The 17,321-nt window shown below is 61.1% G+C and carries 17 protein-coding genes; 8 read left to right on the top strand and 9 right to left on the bottom strand.

Translation table 11 applies throughout. The features are described from left to right. Positions 1-138: 138 nt before the first annotated feature. Both ODQ19_RS02405 and mutM read left to right on the top strand, forming a co-directional pair. Entirely contained in the window at positions 139-951 is an 813-nt protein-coding gene (locus tag ODQ19_RS02405; protein WP_169918568.1) for an HDOD domain-containing protein, read from the top strand. Between the two features lie 21 nt (positions 952-972). Beyond that, positions 973-1,785: a bifunctional DNA-formamidopyrimidine glycosylase/DNA-(apurinic or apyrimidinic site) lyase gene (gene mutM, locus ODQ19_RS02400; protein WP_330209250.1), complete on the top strand. Its 813-nt coding sequence runs from the start codon at positions 973-975 to the stop codon at positions 1,783-1,785. Positions 1,786-1,908: 123 nt separating this feature from the next. Here the strand turns inward: mutM and ODQ19_RS02395 are convergent, their stop codons facing one another. The 5 genes from ODQ19_RS02395 to ODQ19_RS02375 all read right to left on the bottom strand — a co-directional run bounded on the left by ODQ19_RS02395 (position 1,909) and on the right by ODQ19_RS02375 (position 6,558). Beyond that, positions 1,909-2,160 (bottom strand): YfhL family 4Fe-4S dicluster ferredoxin, encoded by a 252-nt coding sequence (locus tag ODQ19_RS02395; protein ID WP_003195146.1) that lies wholly within the window; start codon positions 2,158-2,160, stop codon positions 1,909-1,911. Positions 2,161-2,322: 162 nt separating this feature from the next. Next, entirely contained in the window at positions 2,323-2,802 is a 480-nt protein-coding gene (gene coaD, locus ODQ19_RS02390) for a pantetheine-phosphate adenylyltransferase (protein WP_003195136.1), read from the bottom strand. Positions 2,803-2,905: 103 nt separating this feature from the next. After that, positions 2,906-4,501 (bottom strand): GMC family oxidoreductase, encoded by a 1,596-nt coding sequence (locus tag ODQ19_RS02385; protein WP_330209249.1) that lies wholly within the window; start codon positions 4,499-4,501, stop codon positions 2,906-2,908. Between the two features lie 54 nt (positions 4,502-4,555). After that, positions 4,556-5,101: a twin-arginine translocation pathway signal protein gene (locus tag ODQ19_RS02380; protein WP_330209248.1), complete on the bottom strand. Its 546-nt coding sequence runs from the start codon at positions 5,099-5,101 to the stop codon at positions 4,556-4,558. A gap of 29 nt (positions 5,102-5,130) precedes the next feature. Beyond that, positions 5,131-6,558 (bottom strand): coniferyl aldehyde dehydrogenase, encoded by a 1,428-nt coding sequence (locus tag ODQ19_RS02375; RefSeq protein WP_330209247.1) that lies wholly within the window; start codon positions 6,556-6,558, stop codon positions 5,131-5,133. Positions 6,559-6,703: 145 nt separating this feature from the next. Here ODQ19_RS02375 and ODQ19_RS02370 point away from each other — a divergent pair, with 145 nt between their 5' ends. After that, the gene (locus ODQ19_RS02370; RefSeq protein WP_137204154.1) at positions 6,704-7,375 is read left to right on the top strand and encodes a TetR/AcrR family transcriptional regulator; all 672 of its coding nucleotides are present in this window, start codon (positions 6,704-6,706) and stop codon (positions 7,373-7,375) included. 33 nt (positions 7,376-7,408) lie between these two features. Beyond that, entirely contained in the window at positions 7,409-8,263 is an 855-nt protein-coding gene (locus tag ODQ19_RS02365) for a sulfurtransferase (RefSeq protein WP_330209246.1), read from the top strand. 117 nt (positions 8,264-8,380) lie between these two features. Here ODQ19_RS02365 and ODQ19_RS02360 read toward each other — a convergent pair whose 3' ends face one another. From ODQ19_RS02360 to ODQ19_RS02345, 4 genes are all read right to left on the bottom strand, one after another. After that, entirely contained in the window at positions 8,381-9,376 is a 996-nt protein-coding gene (locus ODQ19_RS02360) for a hydrolase (protein ID WP_330209245.1), read from the bottom strand. Positions 9,377-9,488: 112 nt separating this feature from the next. Further along, complete coding sequence (gene rsmD / locus ODQ19_RS02355; protein WP_116667648.1) at positions 9,489-10,094, bottom strand: 16S rRNA (guanine(966)-N(2))-methyltransferase RsmD; 606 nt, start codon at positions 10,092-10,094, stop codon at positions 9,489-9,491. Further along, positions 10,094-11,584: a M16 family metallopeptidase gene (locus tag ODQ19_RS02350; RefSeq protein WP_032894697.1), complete on the bottom strand. Its 1,491-nt coding sequence runs from the start codon at positions 11,582-11,584 to the stop codon at positions 10,094-10,096. The genes rsmD and ODQ19_RS02350 overlap by 1 nt, the downstream gene beginning before the upstream one ends. Further along, positions 11,577-12,932, bottom strand: coding sequence for a M16 family metallopeptidase (locus ODQ19_RS02345; RefSeq protein ID WP_116667649.1), 1,356 nt, complete (start codon positions 12,930-12,932; stop codon positions 11,577-11,579). Before ODQ19_RS02345 ends, ODQ19_RS02350 begins: the two co-directional genes overlap by 8 nt. Before the next feature lie 232 nt (positions 12,933-13,164). Here ODQ19_RS02345 and ftsY point away from each other — a divergent pair, with 232 nt between their 5' ends. The 4 genes from ftsY to rpoH all read left to right on the top strand — a co-directional run bounded on the left by ftsY (position 13,165) and on the right by rpoH (position 17,237). Beyond that, the gene (ftsY, locus tag ODQ19_RS02340) at positions 13,165-14,565 is read left to right on the top strand and encodes a signal recognition particle-docking protein FtsY (protein WP_330209244.1); all 1,401 of its coding nucleotides are present in this window, start codon (positions 13,165-13,167) and stop codon (positions 14,563-14,565) included. Next, complete coding sequence (gene ftsE, locus ODQ19_RS02335; RefSeq protein ID WP_003195112.1) at positions 14,562-15,233, top strand: cell division ATP-binding protein FtsE; 672 nt, start codon at positions 14,562-14,564, stop codon at positions 15,231-15,233. Before ftsY ends, ftsE begins: the two co-directional genes overlap by 4 nt. After that, entirely contained in the window at positions 15,230-16,252 is a 1,023-nt protein-coding gene (ftsX, locus tag ODQ19_RS02330) for a permease-like cell division protein FtsX (RefSeq protein WP_330209243.1), read from the top strand. Before ftsE ends, ftsX begins: the two co-directional genes overlap by 4 nt. Before the next feature lie 130 nt (positions 16,253-16,382). Then, positions 16,383-17,237, top strand: a complete 855-nt coding sequence (rpoH, locus tag ODQ19_RS02325; protein WP_003176698.1) for an RNA polymerase sigma factor RpoH — start codon at positions 16,383-16,385, stop codon at positions 17,235-17,237. Positions 17,238-17,321: the final 84 nt, after the last annotated feature.

The raw sequence follows: 17,321 nt of genomic DNA, 5'->3' as shown, positions 1-17,321 counted from the left end.
TCGATCGGGTTTCACTTGGGTTTTTGGGTGTCGGCCGCGGCGGCATAAGGGGTAGAATTCGCACCTAGCCCAGAGTGTGTACTTATGTCCCAAGAGCTTTCCCCCGAGCAGATCCAACAGGCCCTGCAAGGCATCAGCGTGCCGCCCCAACCGCAAATCATGGTGGATTTGCAGATGGAGCAGTACATGCCCGACCCGGACCTGGAAGTGATTGCGCGGCTGATCTCCCAGGACCCGGGGTTGTCCGGTGCGCTGCTCAAGATCGTCAATTCGCCGTATTACGGCCTGAGCAATAAAATCGCTTCGATCCAGCGTGCGGTGAACCTGCTGGGCAGCCGTTCGATTATCAATTTGATCAACGCGCAGTCGATCAAGGGCGAGATGTGCGATGACACTATCGTCACGCTCAACCGTTTCTGGGACACCGCCCAGGATGTGGCCATGACCTGCCTCACCCTGGCCAAGCGCACCGGTTCCCAGGCCGTGGACGAAGCCTATGCCTTAGGCCTGTTCCATGATTGTGGCGTGCCGCTGATGCTCAAGCGCTTTCCCAATTACATGGCGGTGCTGGAAGAGGCCTACGCCAATGCGGGCCCGGATTGCCGCGTGGTCGACACCGAGAACAACGCGTTCCACACCAACCATGCGGTGGTTGGCTACTACACCGCCAAGTCCTGGCGCCTGCCGGAGCATGTGACCGACGCCATCGCCAATCACCACAACGCCCTGGCGATTTTCAGCGATGAGTCGTCGCGCAACCCGCAGCTCAAGAACCTGCTGGCCATTTTGAAGATGGCCGAGCATATCTGTTCGTCCTATCGCGTACTGGGCAACCAGCCGGTGGATCATGAGTGGAATGCCATCGGCCATCTGGTGCTGGATTACGTGGGCCTGTCGGACTACGACTTCGAAAGCCTGAAGTTGTCGATCCGCGAACTGGGCGCGCACTGACCCGTTATTCAAGAGGTACACATGCCCGAGTTACCAGAAGTCGAAACCACCCGACGCGGCATTGCCCCGCACCTGGAAGGCCAGCGCGTCAGCCGCGTGGTAGTGCGTGAGCGGCGCCTGCGCTGGCCGATTCCGGAAGATCTGGATGTGCGCCTGTCGGGGCAGCGCATCGTGCTGGTGGAGCGCCGGGCCAAATACCTGTTGATCAATGCCGAAGTGGGCACCTTGATCAGCCACCTGGGCATGTCGGGCAACTTGCGTCTGGTGGAAGTCGGCATGCCCGCGGCGAAGCATGAACACGTGGATATCGAGCTGGAATCGGGTATGGCCCTGCGCTACACCGACCCGCGGCGCTTCGGTGCGATGCTCTGGAGCCTCGACCCGCACAACCATGAGCTGCTGATGCGGCTGGGGCCGGAGCCGTTGACCGACCTGTTTGATGGCGAGCGCTTGTTCCAGCTGTCTCGCGGCAAGTCCATGGCGGTGAAGCCGTTCATCATGGACAACGCGGTGGTGGTGGGCGTGGGCAATATCTATGCGACAGAGGCGCTGTTTGCAGCGGGGATTGACCCGCGCCGCGCCGCTGGCGGGATTTCACGCGGGCGTTATTTGAGGCTGGCGATTGAGATCAAGCGGGTGCTGGCCGCTGCCATCGAGCGGGGCGGTACCACGTTGCGGGACTTTATCGGCGGCGATGGGCAGCCGGGGTATTTCCAGCAGGAACTGTTCGTGTATGGCCGGGGCGGCGAGGCGTGCAAGGTCTGCGGGACAGAGCTACGCAATGTGGTGCTGGGGCAGCGGGCGAGTGTGTTTTGCCCTAGGTGTCAGAGCTGATTGTTGGTTGAGGGCTGATATCGCTATCGCAGGCAAGCCAGCTCCCACATTTGGATATGTAAATACATTCAAGTGTGGGAGCTGGCTTGCCTGCGATGACGCCCTTGCAGGCACCGAAAACCTTCAGGCCTTACCGGTAATCTTGCGGTACTTCTCCATCAACTGCTCTTCAGTCTCAGGGTGTGCCTCATCCAGCGGAATGCAATCCACCGGGCATACCTGCTGGCACTGCGGTTCGTCGTAGTGACCGACGCACTGGGTACACAGGTTAGGGTCGATCACGTAGATCTCTTCGCCCTGGGAAATGGCGGCGTTCGGGCACTCGGGTTCGCAGACGTCGCAATTGATGCAATCGTCGGTGATGATCAGGGACATGGAAACTCCTGCCAGGGCACTCTGCCAAGGCATCTGAAAACTAATGCGCGCAATTGTGCCGCATTGGCGCCCGCAGTGCGAGCCTGTCTCTGTGGTGAGGGATGAAAGGATTGGGACTGCTACGCAGTCCAGCGGGAGCAAGCTCCCTCGCCACAAGCAGTCTTACTTCTTGAAGCGCAATGTCAGTGCGTCCGCCACGGCAGGATGCACGAACTTGGTGATATCTCCGCCCAAAGCGGCAATTTCACGAACCAACGTCGAGGAAATGAACGAATAACGCTCCGACGGCGTGAGGAACAGGCTTTCCACGTCCGGCGCCAATTGGCGGTTCATGTTGGCCAGCTGGAATTCGTATTCGAAGTCTGACACCGCGCGCAGGCCACGCAGGAACACATTGGCGTTCTGCTCCTTGGCGAAATGCGCCAGCAATGTCGAAAAGCCCACTACTTCCACATTCGGCAGGTGCTTGGTGACCTCTTGCGCCAGCTCCACACGCTGTTCCAGGGGAAACAGCGGGTTTTTCTTGGGGCTGGCCGCGACCGCGATGATCACATGGTCGAACAGGCGAGAGGCGCGTTCGACCAGATCGCCATGGCCTTTGGTAATCGGGTCGAAGGTACCTGGGTACAACACTCGGTTCATCGCGTCGTCCTGGCGGAGTCCGTTGGGGAACCGGATGGTATCGCAGCATTACCGGTGGGCCAAGTCGACTTATGTAGATAGATACCGTGAATACCCTGTCTTTTCATGCCGTTTTCAGACGTTCGGCCAATGCGCTCGCCAGTTGCGCGGTCAACCCGTACACCGACAATTGCGGGTTGGCGCCAATGCTGGTGGGGAACAGCGAGCCATCGTGGATCGACAGGTTGCGTAACTGGTGATGGCGACCCAGGCTGTCGGCGACGGCATTTTTCGGATCTTCACCCATGGCGCAACCGCCCATCACATGGGCACTGCCCAGGGTGGTGCGATGCAGTTCCAGGTTCAGACCGTCGATCACGCTGCGCGCTTCGGCCAAGTTGTTCACAAAGCGCGCGTCGTGATGCAGGGGCTTGACCGATTTGGCCCCCGCCGCGAACTGAATCTCGGCCATGCTGTGGAAGGCCCGGCGCAGGCCGTCCCAGGCGTAGGGCGAGACCTGATAGTCAAGCACTGGCGTGCCGTCACCGCGTAACTCCACGGTGCCGCCCGGGCTGTCGGGGTGAAAGCCGTCGCGCAGCAGGGCGAGCATGGCGTGGGTGTGGGGTAATTGATTCATGTCCAAGGCGTTCTGGTTGCCATAGCCACCAAACAGGGTGCTCGCCAGGCCTGGATGCAGGGGCGGTGCTTCCAGTTTGTAGGACATTTTGCCGGTAGTGCCGTCCTGCCACTGGAAATGGTCGGAGTAGATGGATTGCGGCGCACCGTAGAAGGGGTTGATCACCTCGTCGAACAGCCCGGCGGAGAAATTGACCAGGTGCAGGAAGGTGCGCTTGCCCAGCCGCGAGTGCGGGTCGGGTGCGTCGGAGCGCATCAGCAGGGCCGGACTGTTGATGCCGCCGCCCGCCAGCACATAGTGCTTGGCTTTCACGCTGATCTTGCGCCTTGTGGGCGCTACGCAGCGTTCGTCCATGGCCACGCATTCGAGGCTGCTGATGATGTCGCCGCTGTAGATGAGCCGTTCGGCGCGGGCCAGGTAAAGCAGTTCGCCACCCTTTTCCAGGGTGGACGGGATGGTCGTCACCAGCATCGACTGCTTGGCGTTGACCGGGCAGCCCATGCCGCAATACCCCAGGTTGAAGCAGCCGCGCACATTGCGCGGGATCACATGCCAACTGTAGCCGAGCTTTTCGCAGCCTTTGCGGATCACGTCGTTGTTGGCATTCGGCGGCAGCGCCCACGGCGCGATGCCCAGGCGTTGTTCCATTTTTTCGAACCAGGGTGCCATTTCGGCGCTGCTGTGGCCTTTGACCGCATATTCGCTGGCCCAATGCGCGAGGGTAGCGTCAGGGGTGCGAAAGCTGGAGGTCCAGTTGATCAAGGTGGTACCGCCCACGGCCCGGCCCTGCAGGATGGTGATAGCGCCGTCCTTGCTCATCCGCCCGATGCCTTCCTGGTAAAGGCTGGCGTAGGCTTCGTCTTCCAGTAGCTTGAAGTCGCTGCTGGTCTTGAGCGGGCCTTCTTCGATCAGCAGCACTTTGTAGCCGGCGGCGCTGAGGATTTCGGCGGTGGTACCGCCCCCGGCGCCGCTGCCGATGATGGCGACATCCGCTTCCAGGGTCAGGTCGTTATCCAGGGCGGCGCCATTGTGGGTTTTCCAGCCACGGGCCAGGCCGTCGCGGAACAGATCGGGTACGGGCATAGGTGTGCACTCTTATTCTTGTAGGAAGATGCAATCTTTGGGGGATTGCCCAGGCTAGATCTTCGGCGGGCCGGGGTAGCCGCAATGGGCCCAGGACTCGGGCCGGAAGTACCAGGCCATGATTACCAGCTTGAGCAGTGAGCCCTGGCCCATGCGCAGCAGGTTCAGGTAGCTGTTTTCCCAGCGGTGCAGGAAATTGCGGATCTGTTCGCTGCTGGCGTTTTCCCAACTTCCCCAGACACCGGTCAGGGGGCCGCGGGTGATGCCCATGCTCAGTACGTCGAATAATTGCTGGGTGAGCTTGAACATTTCGGGCGACAAGTGCTGCAGGCTGTAATCGAGCTTTTTCAGAGTGTCCTCAATACCGGCAAGCACGTGGTCGGCGCTGGCCGCGCCTTCCAGCAGCACCGGGATTACCGCCCGCAAGAACGGCAAGTCGCTGGTGCGCAACATCGCAAAGCCGCTGGCCGGCGTACTGATGGAGCAACCGCTGAGGCTGGCGCCCAACCCGGCGGTGGCGAGGAAGGCGCTGGCACACAGGCCGATTTTCAGGACGCCGCGCCGTGACAGCGCGGGTGAATCAGTCAGGCTGGGGTTCATTGTTTTTATTGTCCCGAAGGTGGCGGTTATCAGCGGATAAACAGCTTCTGGATCAGCTTCTGGATCGACTTGCCATAGGGCGGGTAGATCAACTTCGCCGCGTTCAAGCGCTGTTTGACCAGCACGCCCTTCGCCTTGCTGAACGTCAGGAAACCTTCGTGACCGTGGTAATGGCCCATGCCTGACGGGCCGATGCCACCGAACGGCATATCGTCCTGAGCGACGTGCAGCAAGGTGTCGTTCAGGCACACACCTCCGGAATGGGTTTCGTGGAGCACCCGCGCTTGTTCGCCTTTGTTGTAGCCGAAGTAATACAGGGCCAGCGGGCGTGGGCGCTGGTTGATGTAGGCAAAGGCTTGGTCAAGGCCGCGATACGGCACGATGGGCAAGAGCGGGCCGAAAATTTCGTCCTGCATCACGGTCATGTCGTCGCTGACATTCAGCAGCAGGCTGTGGGCCATTCGCCGAGCCTGGCCTTGCTCGTACAGCGGGATCAGAGTGGCGCCCTTGTCGGTGGCGTCCTTGGCGTAGGCATTGAGCCGGGCCAGTTGGCGCTCGTTGATGATGGCGGTGTAGTCCGGGTTGTCGGCCAGCGTCGGATAAAACCCGCGCACGGCTTTGGAATACGCCTCGACAAAGCCCTCCACGCGATCTTCCGGTACCAGCACATAATCCGGTGCCACGCAGGTTTGCCCGGCGTTCAAGGTTTTGCCGAAGGCGATGCGTTCGGCGGCGTCCTTGAGTGGCACATCGGCCGAGACAATGGCTGGCGATTTGCCGCCCAGCTCCAGAGTCACCGGCGTGAGGTTTTCTGCCGCCGCACGCATCACGTGCTTGCCTATGCTGGTAGCGCCGGTGAACAGCAGGTGATCGAAGCGCAACTTGGAAAACGCCATACCCACGTCAGCTTCGCCCAGCACGACGCACACCAGGTCCTCGGGGAAGATCTTGGCCAGCAACGCCTTGAGCAGCTCACCGGTGGCCGGCGTGGACTCGCTGAGCTTGAGCATCACCCGGTTACCGGCAGCCAACGCTCCCACCAACGGGCCGATGGCCAGGTACAACGGGTAGTTCCACGGCACGATGACGCCGACGACGCCCAGTGGCTGGTAAATGACTTTGGCTGAGGCGGGCTGGAAGGCAATGCCTACAGCGCGGCGGGAAGGTTTCATCCAGCGCTTGAGGTGTTTGCTGGCATAGTGAATGCCATGCAGGCTGGGCATCAATTCGGCGAACAGGGTTTCGTCGGCGCTGCGATGGCTGAAGTCTTGGCTGATTGCATTGATCAGTGCCTGGCGTTCGTCGCTCAGCAGATCCCGCAAAGCCTTGAGCCATTGCTGGCGCTGCCCGGCCGGCGGCATCGGGTTGGCGGCATAGGCGCGGCGTTGGGCGTCGAACAGGTCCTGGAGTTGATCCAGCGCCTGGGAGTCTTGCAGGTAGGCAACGTTGGCAGACATGGCGCGGCACCGATTGTTATTGGTCTGCCTGGATTTTTAGAGTCATTGCTCTAAATTGTCAAATAACATTGCAGTAACATCCAGATTTATCCTGGCCGGGTTAGGCCGTAAGATGCCCCATCCCGTGTATAGAAGCTGATCCCCTATGGCACCACGAGTAAAGACCAGCGAGCGCATTGTGCAAACCAGCCTGGAGCTTTTTAACCAGCAGGGCGAGCGCAGTATCAGTACCAACCACATTGCCGCCCACATGGAAATTTCCCCGGGCAACCTGTACTACCACTTCCCTAACAAGCAGGCGATCATCGCCGTGCTGTTCCGCGAATATGAAGCGTTGGTAGACAGTTTCCTGCGCCCACCCCAGGGACGCACGATGGTGGTGGAGGATAAACGCTTTTACCTGCAAGCCGTATTGGCCGGCATGTGGCGTTATCGCTTCCTGCACCGTGACCTTGAACACCTGCTGGAGAGCGACCCGGAACTGGCGACCGGCTACCGGCGGTTTTCCCAGCGTTGCCTGATCCAGGGCGGCGCGATCTACCAAGGCTTTGTCGATGCCGGCATCCTCAATATGGACCCGGTGCAAACCGAAGCCCTGACCCTGAATGCCTGGATCATCCTCACCTCGTGGGTGCGCTTTTTGTGCACCACCAATGAAAAATCCACCCACCTGAGCGCCGAGGCGATCAAGCGTGGGGTCTATCAGGTGCTGGTGCTGGAGGCGGGGTTTGTCACGCCGCAGGCCAAAGAGGCGGTGGACGCCTTGTTCAAAGAGTTTTACGTGCCGTTGAATCAGGCACTGGAAGAAGTGAAGTAAGACCTTTCCCCTTTGTATTCACAGGAGTCAGTCATGCCGCTTGCCCAACTGATCAGCCCCCAGCAATTGGCCGAGCGCCAACAGTCGAGCGGGTGGGTGATCCTGGATTGCCGCTTTGCTCTGGAAGACCCGGACTACGGCTTGTGCAGTTACGCCGAAGGGCATATCGAGGGCGCGCAATACGCCGACCTGGAGCGCCACCTGAGCGGCCCGGTGACCAAGGGCGTGACCGGTCGTCATCCTTTGCCGGCGGCGGACACGTTCGCCAGGCAACTGCGGGCCTGGGGCATCAGTGCCGACACCGATGTGGTGCTGTATGACGACGGCCCCGGTGCCTACGCCGCCCGTGCCTGGTGGCTGCTGGCCTGGCTGGGCAAGCGTGATGGCGTGTTTATTCTGGATGGTGGCCTCAAGGCCTGGCATGCCGCCGGTTTCCCCCTGAGCCTGGACGCGCCTGTGGTTGAGCCAGGTACCTTCGCCGGTACGCCGGATCATCGTCTGTTGCTGGATGCCGAACACCTGCAAAAACGCCTGGGCCAACCCGGCCTGACCTTGATCGACGCCCGCGCCCAGCCGCGCTTTCGTGGCGAAGTAGAGCCCATCGACCCGATTGCCGGGCATATCCCTGGCGCGCAATGCGCGGCGTTCAGTGAAAACCTGGGCAGCGACGGTCGCTTCCTGCCAGCCGAGCAGCTCAAGCAGCGCTTTGCCGCGCAGTTGCAAGGACGCCCGCCGCAGGAATTGGTGGCGTATTGCGGTTCTGGGGTGACGGCGTGCCATAACCTGTTTGCGTTGAGCCTGGCGGGGTACCCGTTGGGCAAGTTGTATGCGGGGTCGTGGAGTGAGTGGATTACTGATCCCGCTCGGGAAATAGCAACGGGCGACTAAGGCTCGATCTGCAAACCCAATCAAATGTGGGAGCGGGCTTGCTCGCGAATGCAGGGTGTCAGTCGATACAAGTTTGACTGATACACCGCATTCGCGAGCAAGCCCGCTCCCACATGTTTAACCGCGTTGTGTCAGTAACCAGGCAGGTATCCGGCGTTCCAGGTAGTAACCAGGGCGCTTCAGCGAACCCTCCACAAACCCCACATGCCCACCCTTGGCCAGCAACTCGAACTCAGTACAGTCCGACAGCTCACGGGCGTCAGGCGAGCTATGCGCAAACACAAACGGGTCATCGGCCGCCTGGATAATCAACGTGGGCGTGCGGATATCGCCCAGGTAATAACGGCTCGACGCGCGGCGATAGTAGTCTTCGGCACTGACGAAACCATGCAGTGGCGCGGTTACCCGCCCGTCGAAGTCCCAGAACGTGCGCATCTTTTCCAGGGAACCAAGGGCCTCCAGGGTTTTGAGCCCATCCTCACGACCGTCCTGCAGGAATTGGCGTTGCTTGACGCGGATATACGCGAGCATCTCGCGCATGAAGTGCTTCTGATACACCCGCGAGAACCCCAGGCCAATGCGATCGGCGCATTGATCCAGGCGAAACGGCACCGACACCGCAGCCGCCCCCTGCAAGCCCGAAGCCTTGCCGGTTTCCCCCAGATGCTTGAGCAACACATTGCCACCCAGGGAATAACCCACCGCATACAAGGGCGCCAACGGCCGCTTGGCGCGCAGATGAGCAATCGCCGCCGCCAGGTCTTCGCTGGCGCCGGAGTGATAACTGCGAGCCAGCAGGTTGGGTTCGCCCGAGCAACCACGCCAGTTCAACGCGGCGCTGGCCCAGCCTTGGGCGGCCAGGACTTTTTGCAGGCCGGCCACGTAGGGCGAATTGGACGAGCCGGTCAGCCCATGCAGCACCAGTACCAAGGGCGCTTGCACGTCATGCGGCCCATGCCAGTCAAGATCAAGGAAGTCGCCATCTTCCAGCCACAGGCGTTCACGCTGGCGCTCGATGTGGGTCGTCGGCCGCCACAGCGGCCCCCACAGTGTCTGCAAGTGGGGGTTGCCAAGGCCGAAGGCGGGTTTGAAGCGGTCTGTAGATGGAATCATGAATTACCCGCTGCCGTGTAGGAGCGAGCTTGCTCGCGAAAAACGTTAACGATAACGCAGCGCTATCAGACAGCCCGTGTCGCCTGTTCGATCTTCGCGAGCAAGCTCGCTCCTACAGGGTGCGATGCCACAACGCGTAATACACCCGCCCGGACTTCTGCTCCCGGTGCAGGCGCCAGCCACTTGGCAGGCCGAGCGTGGAGGGCGCGGTCTCGCTCTCAGTGTAGATCCAGGCATCCGGTGCCAGCCACTGGCGTTCTTCCAGCAGGGTGCAGACGGCCGGCAGCAGGTTCTGGTTGAACGGTGGGTCGAGGAACACCACGTCGTATTCAGTCGCCGCCTGGGTTTCCAGGTAGCGCAGCGCGTCGGCCGTCTGCACCTGGCCGGTGGTGCAACGCAGCGTGCCCAGGTGCTCCTTGAGGCTGGACACTGCCACATTGCTGGCGTCCAGCGCCTGGCCCTGGGCCGCGCCACGGGACAGCGCCTCCAGGAACAGCGCGCCGCTGCCGGCGAACGGGTCCAGCACCTTGGCCCCGCCAATGTACGGCGCGAGCCAGTTGAACAGGGTTTCACGCACGCGATCGGGCGTCGGGCGCAGGCCCACGACGTCGGGGAAGCTCAGCTTGCGGCTGCCCCATTCACCGCCAATGATGCGCAGTTGGCCCACACCGTTATGTACGTTGTGGACAGGTTTTTTCGGGCGAGATGAACTGGCCATTAATGCTCCGGAACCCCGAGCGGCTGCTCGGCAGGTTTATCAGTGGGGGGCGGTAGTGGCTTTTGCGCAATCGTCGGGCCGGCGGTCACGATGACCATCTTGTCGGCGCTCAAGTGTTTGTTCATTGCAGCCTTGACCTGATCGACGGTCAGGGCCTGGGATTGTTTCATGAAATCTTCCAGATAGCTCAGCGGCAAGTTGTAGAAACCCATGGCGCCCAACTGCCCGACGATATCGGCATTGCTTGCGGTGGACAGCGGGAAGCTGCCAGCCAGCTCGCGCTTGGCGTCATCCAGTTCCTTTTGCGTCGGGCCGGTCTTGAGGTAGTCAGCCAGCACGTCCTCCACCAGGCGCAAGGTACCACCGCTCATTTCGGCGCGGGTCTGCAGGTTGATCATGAACGGGCCGCGCACCTGCATCGGCGAGAAACCGGAGTAAACGCCGTAGGTCAGGCCGCGTTTCTCTCGCACTTCGCTCATCAAACGGGTGCCGAAGCCGCCGCCGCCAAGGATCTGGTTGCCCAGGGACAAGGCTGCGTAGTCCGGGTCGGCACGGTCAATGCCCAACTGCGCAAACAGCAGGTGGGTTTGCTTGGACGGGAACTCGATACGGCTCAGGCCGGCTTTTGGCTCGGTCGGCTGGGCGATCTTGGCCATGGCCGGGCCCTTGGGCAGCGACGCGGACACCTTGGCCGTCATGGCTTCAGCTTCGGCGCGGGTCAGGTCGCCCACCACCGCAATCACCGCGTTACCCGCTGCATAGGCCTTGGCGTGGAACGCCTGCAACTGCGCCAGGGTAATCTTCGGCACGCTCTCGGGGGTGCCTTCGCTCGGGTGTGCGTAAGGGTGGTCGCCGTACAGGCGCTTGAACAGTTCGATGCTCGCCAGTTTGCCGGGGTTCTGCTTCTGGTACTCGAAACCGGCCAGGATCTGGTTCTTGATGCGTGCCAGTGAGTCTGCCGGGAAAGTCGGCTGGCCGATCACCTGGTTGAACAGTGACAGGGCGGCGTCGCGCTTGGCGCTGTCGCTCAGGCTGCGTAGGGTCACCAGCGCCATGTCGCGGTAGGCGCCGTTGCCGAAATCGGCCCCCAGGCCTTCGAAGCCACTGGCGATCTGGCTGACGTCCTTGCCCGGCACGCCTTCGTTGAGCATGGCGTTGGTCATCAACGCCAGGCCTGGCACGTCGCCATCCTGGCTGCTGCCGGCGGCGAACAGCAGGCGCATGTCGAACATCGGCAACTCATGGGCTTCGACGAACAGTACCTTGGCGCCTTCGGCGGTGGTCCAGGTTTGTACGTCGAGCTTGCGGTTGGTCGGTGCCTTGCCATCCAGTTCCGCCAGGGACTGCAGGGTGCTGGCTGTTTGAGCCTTGTCCAGAGCCTGGCTGGCGACCGACTCGCTGGGGCGCAAGAAGTAAACGGCGCTGGCCGCCATCAAGGTGACGGCGATCAGGCCGGGCAGGATCAGGCGGCTGTTTTTGCGATCACTCATGAGCGGTCTCCTCTGGCAAAACATGGGCGACGCTCAGACGTTCGCGGGTGAAATAGGTGCGTGCAGCCTTCTGGATATCGTCTGGGGTCACGCTTTGCAGGTCGGCAAGCTCCGTGTCCATGAGTTTCCAGGACAGGCCGACGGTTTCCAGGGAACCGATGGCCGTGGCCTGGCTGGTGATGGAATCACGCTGGTACACCAGGCCGGCAATCACCTGGGCACGGATGCGCTCCAGTTCTTCGGCGGTCGGCGGCTTGGCCTTCAACTCATCGAGCAGTCGCCACAGGCCGGCTTCGGCTTGGGCGACGGTTTTCTTCTTCTGCTGGTTCGGCGTGGCCGAGAGGGTAAACAGGCTATCGCCACGAGTGTAGGCGTCGTAGTTGGTGGAAGCCGCGGACACAAGCTCCTCACCGCGCTCCAGTTGCTCGGAGATCCGTGCACTGTAGCCGCCGTCCAGCAGGGCTGAGATCAGGCGCAGGGCCTGCACCGAGCGTTTGTCTTCGGCGGTGGCCAGGCCGGGCACGTTGAAGCCCAGGAACACGCTCGGCAGTTGGGTCTGTACGTGCAGGGTCAGCAGGCGCTCGCCGGGCTCGGCCAGTTCCATCGGGATTTTTGCCGGCGGCACGTCACGCTTGGGGATCGGGCCGAAGTAACGTTGGGCGAGGTTTTTCACCTCGTCCGGGGTCACGTCGCCGACCACCACCAGCGTGGCGTTGTTCGGCACGTACCAGGATTGGTACCAGTGGCGCAGTTCCTCGACCTTCATGCGGTCCAGGTCGGCCATCCAGCCGATGGTCGGCGTGTGGTAGCCACTGGCCGGGAACGCCATGGCCTTGAAGCGCTCGAACGCCTTGGACATGGGGTTATCGTCGGTGCGCAGGCGGCGTTCTTCTTTGATTACCTCGATTTCACGGCTGAACTCGTCGGCCGGCAGGCGCAGGCTGGCCATGCGGTCAGCTTCCAGCTCGAAGGCCACACCCAGGCGATCACGGGCCAATACCTGGTAATACGCGGTGTAGTCGTCGCTGGTGAAGGCGTTTTCTTCGGCGCCCAGGTCGCGCAGGATCAGCGAGGCTTCGCCGGGGCCAACCTTGGCGCTGCCCTTGAACATCATGTGTTCCAGGGCGTGGGACAAACCGGTCTGGCCCGGGGTTTCGTAGCTTGAGCCAACCTTGTACCAGACCTGGGAAACCACCACCGGCGCACGATGATCTTCGCGCACGACCACTTTGAGGCCGTTATCGAGGGTGAATTCGTGGGTGGGTTGTGGATCGGCAGCCAAAGCTGAGAGAGGCAGACAAACTGTGCTGAACAGCAGGCCTGCGGCGCGGCGGGCTAGAGCATTCATTCGTTTTTAAACCTGTTGGGCTGCCCGCTTGGTCTTAGCGTCGGCGGGCGAGGAGGTGCTAGGATACTGGTCCGACTTAAGGACGGCCACTGCGGCTGTCTTGTGAAGGCCCTATTTAGGCCTTACAAAATGTTGCGCATGAACGAGCTGGCTAAAAAACAGTCTGTTACGCATCGAATTTTATTTACCGACGCGCCCTGTGGCGCGTCGCTACCTTGAGATAGCCGTCTCCATGTTTGGTTCCAACGACGACAAGAAGACCCCAGCTGCGGCTGGCGAGAAGAAAGGCCTGTTCGGATGGCTGCGCAAAAAGCCGCAGGAAACCGTCGTCGAACAGCCACAGGTTCACGCTGAGCCGACCCCTGAACCCGTAATAGAAGCCGAACCGGTTGCCGAGACGCCAGTTCCGGTGGTGTTGCCGATGGCTGAGCCGGTGTTGCAGCCGGTCGTCGAGGCCGAGCCGGAACCTGAGCCTGCGCCCGAGCACAAGCCCTGGTTGGAGCTGCCGGTGGCCGAAGAGCCCGTGGCGTTGGTGGATGATGTTCAGGCCGAGCACGTTGTGCCGCCGATTCCTGCAGTGGTCGAGCCAGTGCCGGTAGAGGTTGTGGCTGAAGTACCGCCCGTTGTTGAAGTGCCTGCACCGGTTGTTGCCGCACCTGCTGTTATCGAGCCAGAACCCGCCGCTGCCACAACCGAAACCAGCAAAACCGGATTTTTCGCCCGCCTCAAGCAGGGCCTGAGCAAGACCAGCGCCAGTATTGGCGAAGGCATGGCCAGCCTGTTTCTGGGCAAGAAAGTCATTGATGACGAGCTGCTGGAAGACATCGAGACCCGCCTGCTCACCGCCGACGTGGGCGTCGAAGCCACCGCCGTGATCATCCAGAGCCTGACGCAAAAGGTTGCGCGTAAGCAGTTGACCGACGCCGATGCGCTGTACAAATCCCTGCAGGCTGAGCTGGCCGCCATGCTCAAGCCGGTTGAAGCGCCGCTGGTGATCACGCCGAAAAAGCCGTTCGTCATCCTCGTTGTAGGTGTAAACGGCGCAGGCAAGACCACCACCATCGGCAAACTGGCCAAGAAGCTGCAGGGTGAGGGCAAGAAAGTCATGCTCGCCGCCGGTGACACCTTCCGTGCCGCAGCCGTCGAGCAGTTGCAGGTGTGGGGCGAGCGCAACAAGATCCCGGTGATCGCCCAGCACACCGGTGCCGACTCTGCGTCGGTGATCTTCGATGCCGTGCAAGCCGCCAAGGCGCGCAACATTGATGTGCTGATCGCCGATACAGCCGGCCGCCTGCACACCAAAGACAATTTGATGGAAGAGCTGAAGAAAGTGCGCCGCGTGATCGGCAAGCTTGACGCCGATGCACCCCATGAAGTCCTGCTGGTGCTCGACGCCGGTACCGGCCAGAACGCCATCAGCCAGGCCAAGCAATTCAACCAGACCGTGCAACTGACCGGCCTGGCATTGACTAAGCTCGACGGCACGGCCAAGGGCGGGGTGATTTTCGCCCTGGCCAAACAGTTCGGGTTGCCGATTCGTTATATCGGCGTCGGTGAAGGCATCGACGACCTGCGCACCTTTGAAGCCGAACCCTTTGTACAGGCATTGTTTGCCGAGCGGGAGCGTTCATGATTCGATTCGAACAGGTCGGTAAACGCTATGCCAACGGGCATGTGGGCTTGCATGAGCTGAGCTTTCGAGTGCGTCGCGGCGAATTCTTGTTTGTCACCGGCCATTCGGGCGCGGGCAAAAGTACGCTGTTGCGCCTGCTGCTGGCCATGGAACGCCCGACGACCGGCAAGTTGCTGCTGGCGGGCCAGGATCTGGCCACTATCAGCAATGCGCAAATTCCATTCCTGCGCCGCCAGATCGGCGTGGTGTTCCAGAACCACCAGTTGCTGTTCGACCGTACGGTGTTCAACAACGTGGCCCTGCCGTTGCAGATCCTCGGGCTGTCCAAGGCCGAGATCGTCAAACGCGTGGATTCGGCCTTGGAGCGCGTGGCCTTGTCGGACAAGACCGACCTCTTCCCCGGCGACCTGTCCACCGGTCAGCAACAGCGTGTCGGTATCGCCCGTGCCATCGTCCATCGCCCGGCTTTGCTGCTGGCGGACGAACCCACGGGTAACCTCGACCCGCGGCTGGCGGCCGAGATCATGGGGGTGTTCGAAGACATCAACCGCCTGGGCACCAGCGTATTGATCGCCAGCCACGACCTGGCCCTGATTGCTCGCATGCGCCATCGCATGCTCACCCTGCAACGCGGCCGCCTGATCGGCGATGGGGAGGCGGGCGTATGAGTGCTACACGCAGCCCTAAAGTATCCGAACGCGTGGCGCCGAAACCGGCCGACCCGCAACCGAAAAAGAAAAAACACGACGACGACGACGGCCCGGACTTCGGCACCCTGGTGCACGCCTGGATCGAAAGCCATCGCGCCAGCCTGCTGGACAGCCTGCGACGCCTGGGCAAGCAGCCCATCGGCAGCTTTTTCACCTGCCTGGTCATGGCCGTGGCCTTGAGCCTGCCGATGGGCTTGTCGCTATTGCTTAATAATGTGGAGCGCCTGGGCGGTTCCTGGCAGCGGGCGGCGCAGATTTCGCTGTACCTGAACCTGGACACCAGCAGCAAGGAAGGCGAAGCGCTGCGTGACGACATCAAGAGCATCCCGGGGGTAGCCGAGGCCGAGTACATCAGCCGCGACCAGGCCCTCGAAGAGTTCCAGCAGCAATCCGGCCTGGGCGAGGCGCTCAAGGAGCTGCCGCAGAACCCCCTGCCGGGCGTGGTGCTGGTAACGCCGAACGAGGTCGACAAGCCGGCGCTGGAAGCCCTGCGACAAAAACTCGCAGAGATGCCGAAGGTGCAACAGGCGCAACTTGATCTAGTCTGGGTGGAGCGCCTGGCCGCAATCCTCAAGTTGGGTGACCGCTTTGTGTTCGGCCTGACGGTGTTATTAGTGTCTGCATTACTTTTGGTGATAGGTAATACCATTCGTCTTCATATTGAAAACCGTCGCACCGAGATAGAAGTGATTAAACTGGTGGGCGGCACAGACAGCTATGTGCGTCGGCCTTTCCTGTACATGGGCGCGCTGTATGGCCTGGGTGCGGGGATCTTGTCCTGGGGCGTACTGGCGTTTGGCCTGGATTGGTTGAACGACGCGGTTGTCGGCTTGGCCGGGCTTTACGGCAGTGATTTCGCGCTGGCCGGTGTGCCGGTAGCCGATGGTCTGAGTCTCTTGCTTGGCGCGGTGTTGTTGGGGTATATCGGTGCGTGGATTGCGGTGGCACGGCATTTACGTGAGCTGGCGCCGAAGTAGTTAATGCCAGATTAATCTGGTTTCGTTTGTATTGACCGTATCAGCGGTTTAGGGAACTTGTCCTACGGTTCCCAGGTCAATTTTCGCAGTGCTGAACTGCACGAGTTATGTGAGTCGGAGGTTTTTTCGTATGACCACTTCTTTGCAACCTGCTTATGCCTTGGTCCCGGGTGCGAACCTGGAGGCCTATGTGCACACGGTCAACAGCATTCCATTGCTGACGCCCGAGCAGGAGCGTGAACTGGCCGAGAGTCTCTACTATGAGCAGGATTTGGGGGCGGCTCGGCAGATGGTGCTCGCCCACCTGCGTTTTGTCGTACATATCGCCCGTAGCTATAGCGGCTACGGTCTGGCCCAGGCCGACCTGATTCAGGAAGGCAACGTAGGCCTGATGAAGGCTGTGAAGCGTTTCAACCCTGAAATGGGGGTGCGCCTGGTGTCGTTTGCCGTGCACTGGATCAAGGCGGAAATCCACGAGTTCATCCTGCGCAACTGGCGCATCGTGAAAGTGGCCACCACCAAGGCCCAGCGCAAGCTGTTCTTCAACCTGCGCAGCCAGAAAAAACGCCTGGCGTGGCTGAACAACGAAGAAGTCCACCGCGTGGCCGAAAGCCTCGGCGTGGAGCCGCGTGAAGTGCGCGAGATGGAAAGCCGCCTGACCGGCCATGACATGGCCTTTGACCCAGCCGCCGAAGCGGATGACGACAGCGCCTTCCAATCGCCGGCCAACTACCTGGAAGACCACCGGTACGACCCGGCGCGTCAACTGGAAGACGCCGACTGGAGCGACAACTCCAACCACAATCTGCACGAAGCGCTGGAAGTGCTGGACGACCGCAGCCGTGACATCCTCTACCAGCGTTGGCTGGCAGAAGAAAAAGCCACGCTGCACGACCTAGCGCAGAAGTACAACGTGTCGGCCGAGCGGATTCGTCAGCTTGAGAAAAGCGCGATGAACAAGCTGAAGTTGTCGATTGCCGCCTAACACGCAGCGAACAAAAAATGCCCCGGTCCAAAGATCGGGGCATTTTTGTATGTGCTCGTAAATTTCAAACCCAGCGCAGTCCAC

The sequence above is a fragment of the Pseudomonas sp. AM4(2022) genome, assembly GCF_036346515.1.
In the GTDB taxonomy this organism is placed as follows: Bacteria; Pseudomonadota; Gammaproteobacteria; order Pseudomonadales; family Pseudomonadaceae; genus Aquipseudomonas; species Aquipseudomonas paracarnis.
This window is presented reverse-complemented; position numbering and strand designations above follow the sequence as displayed.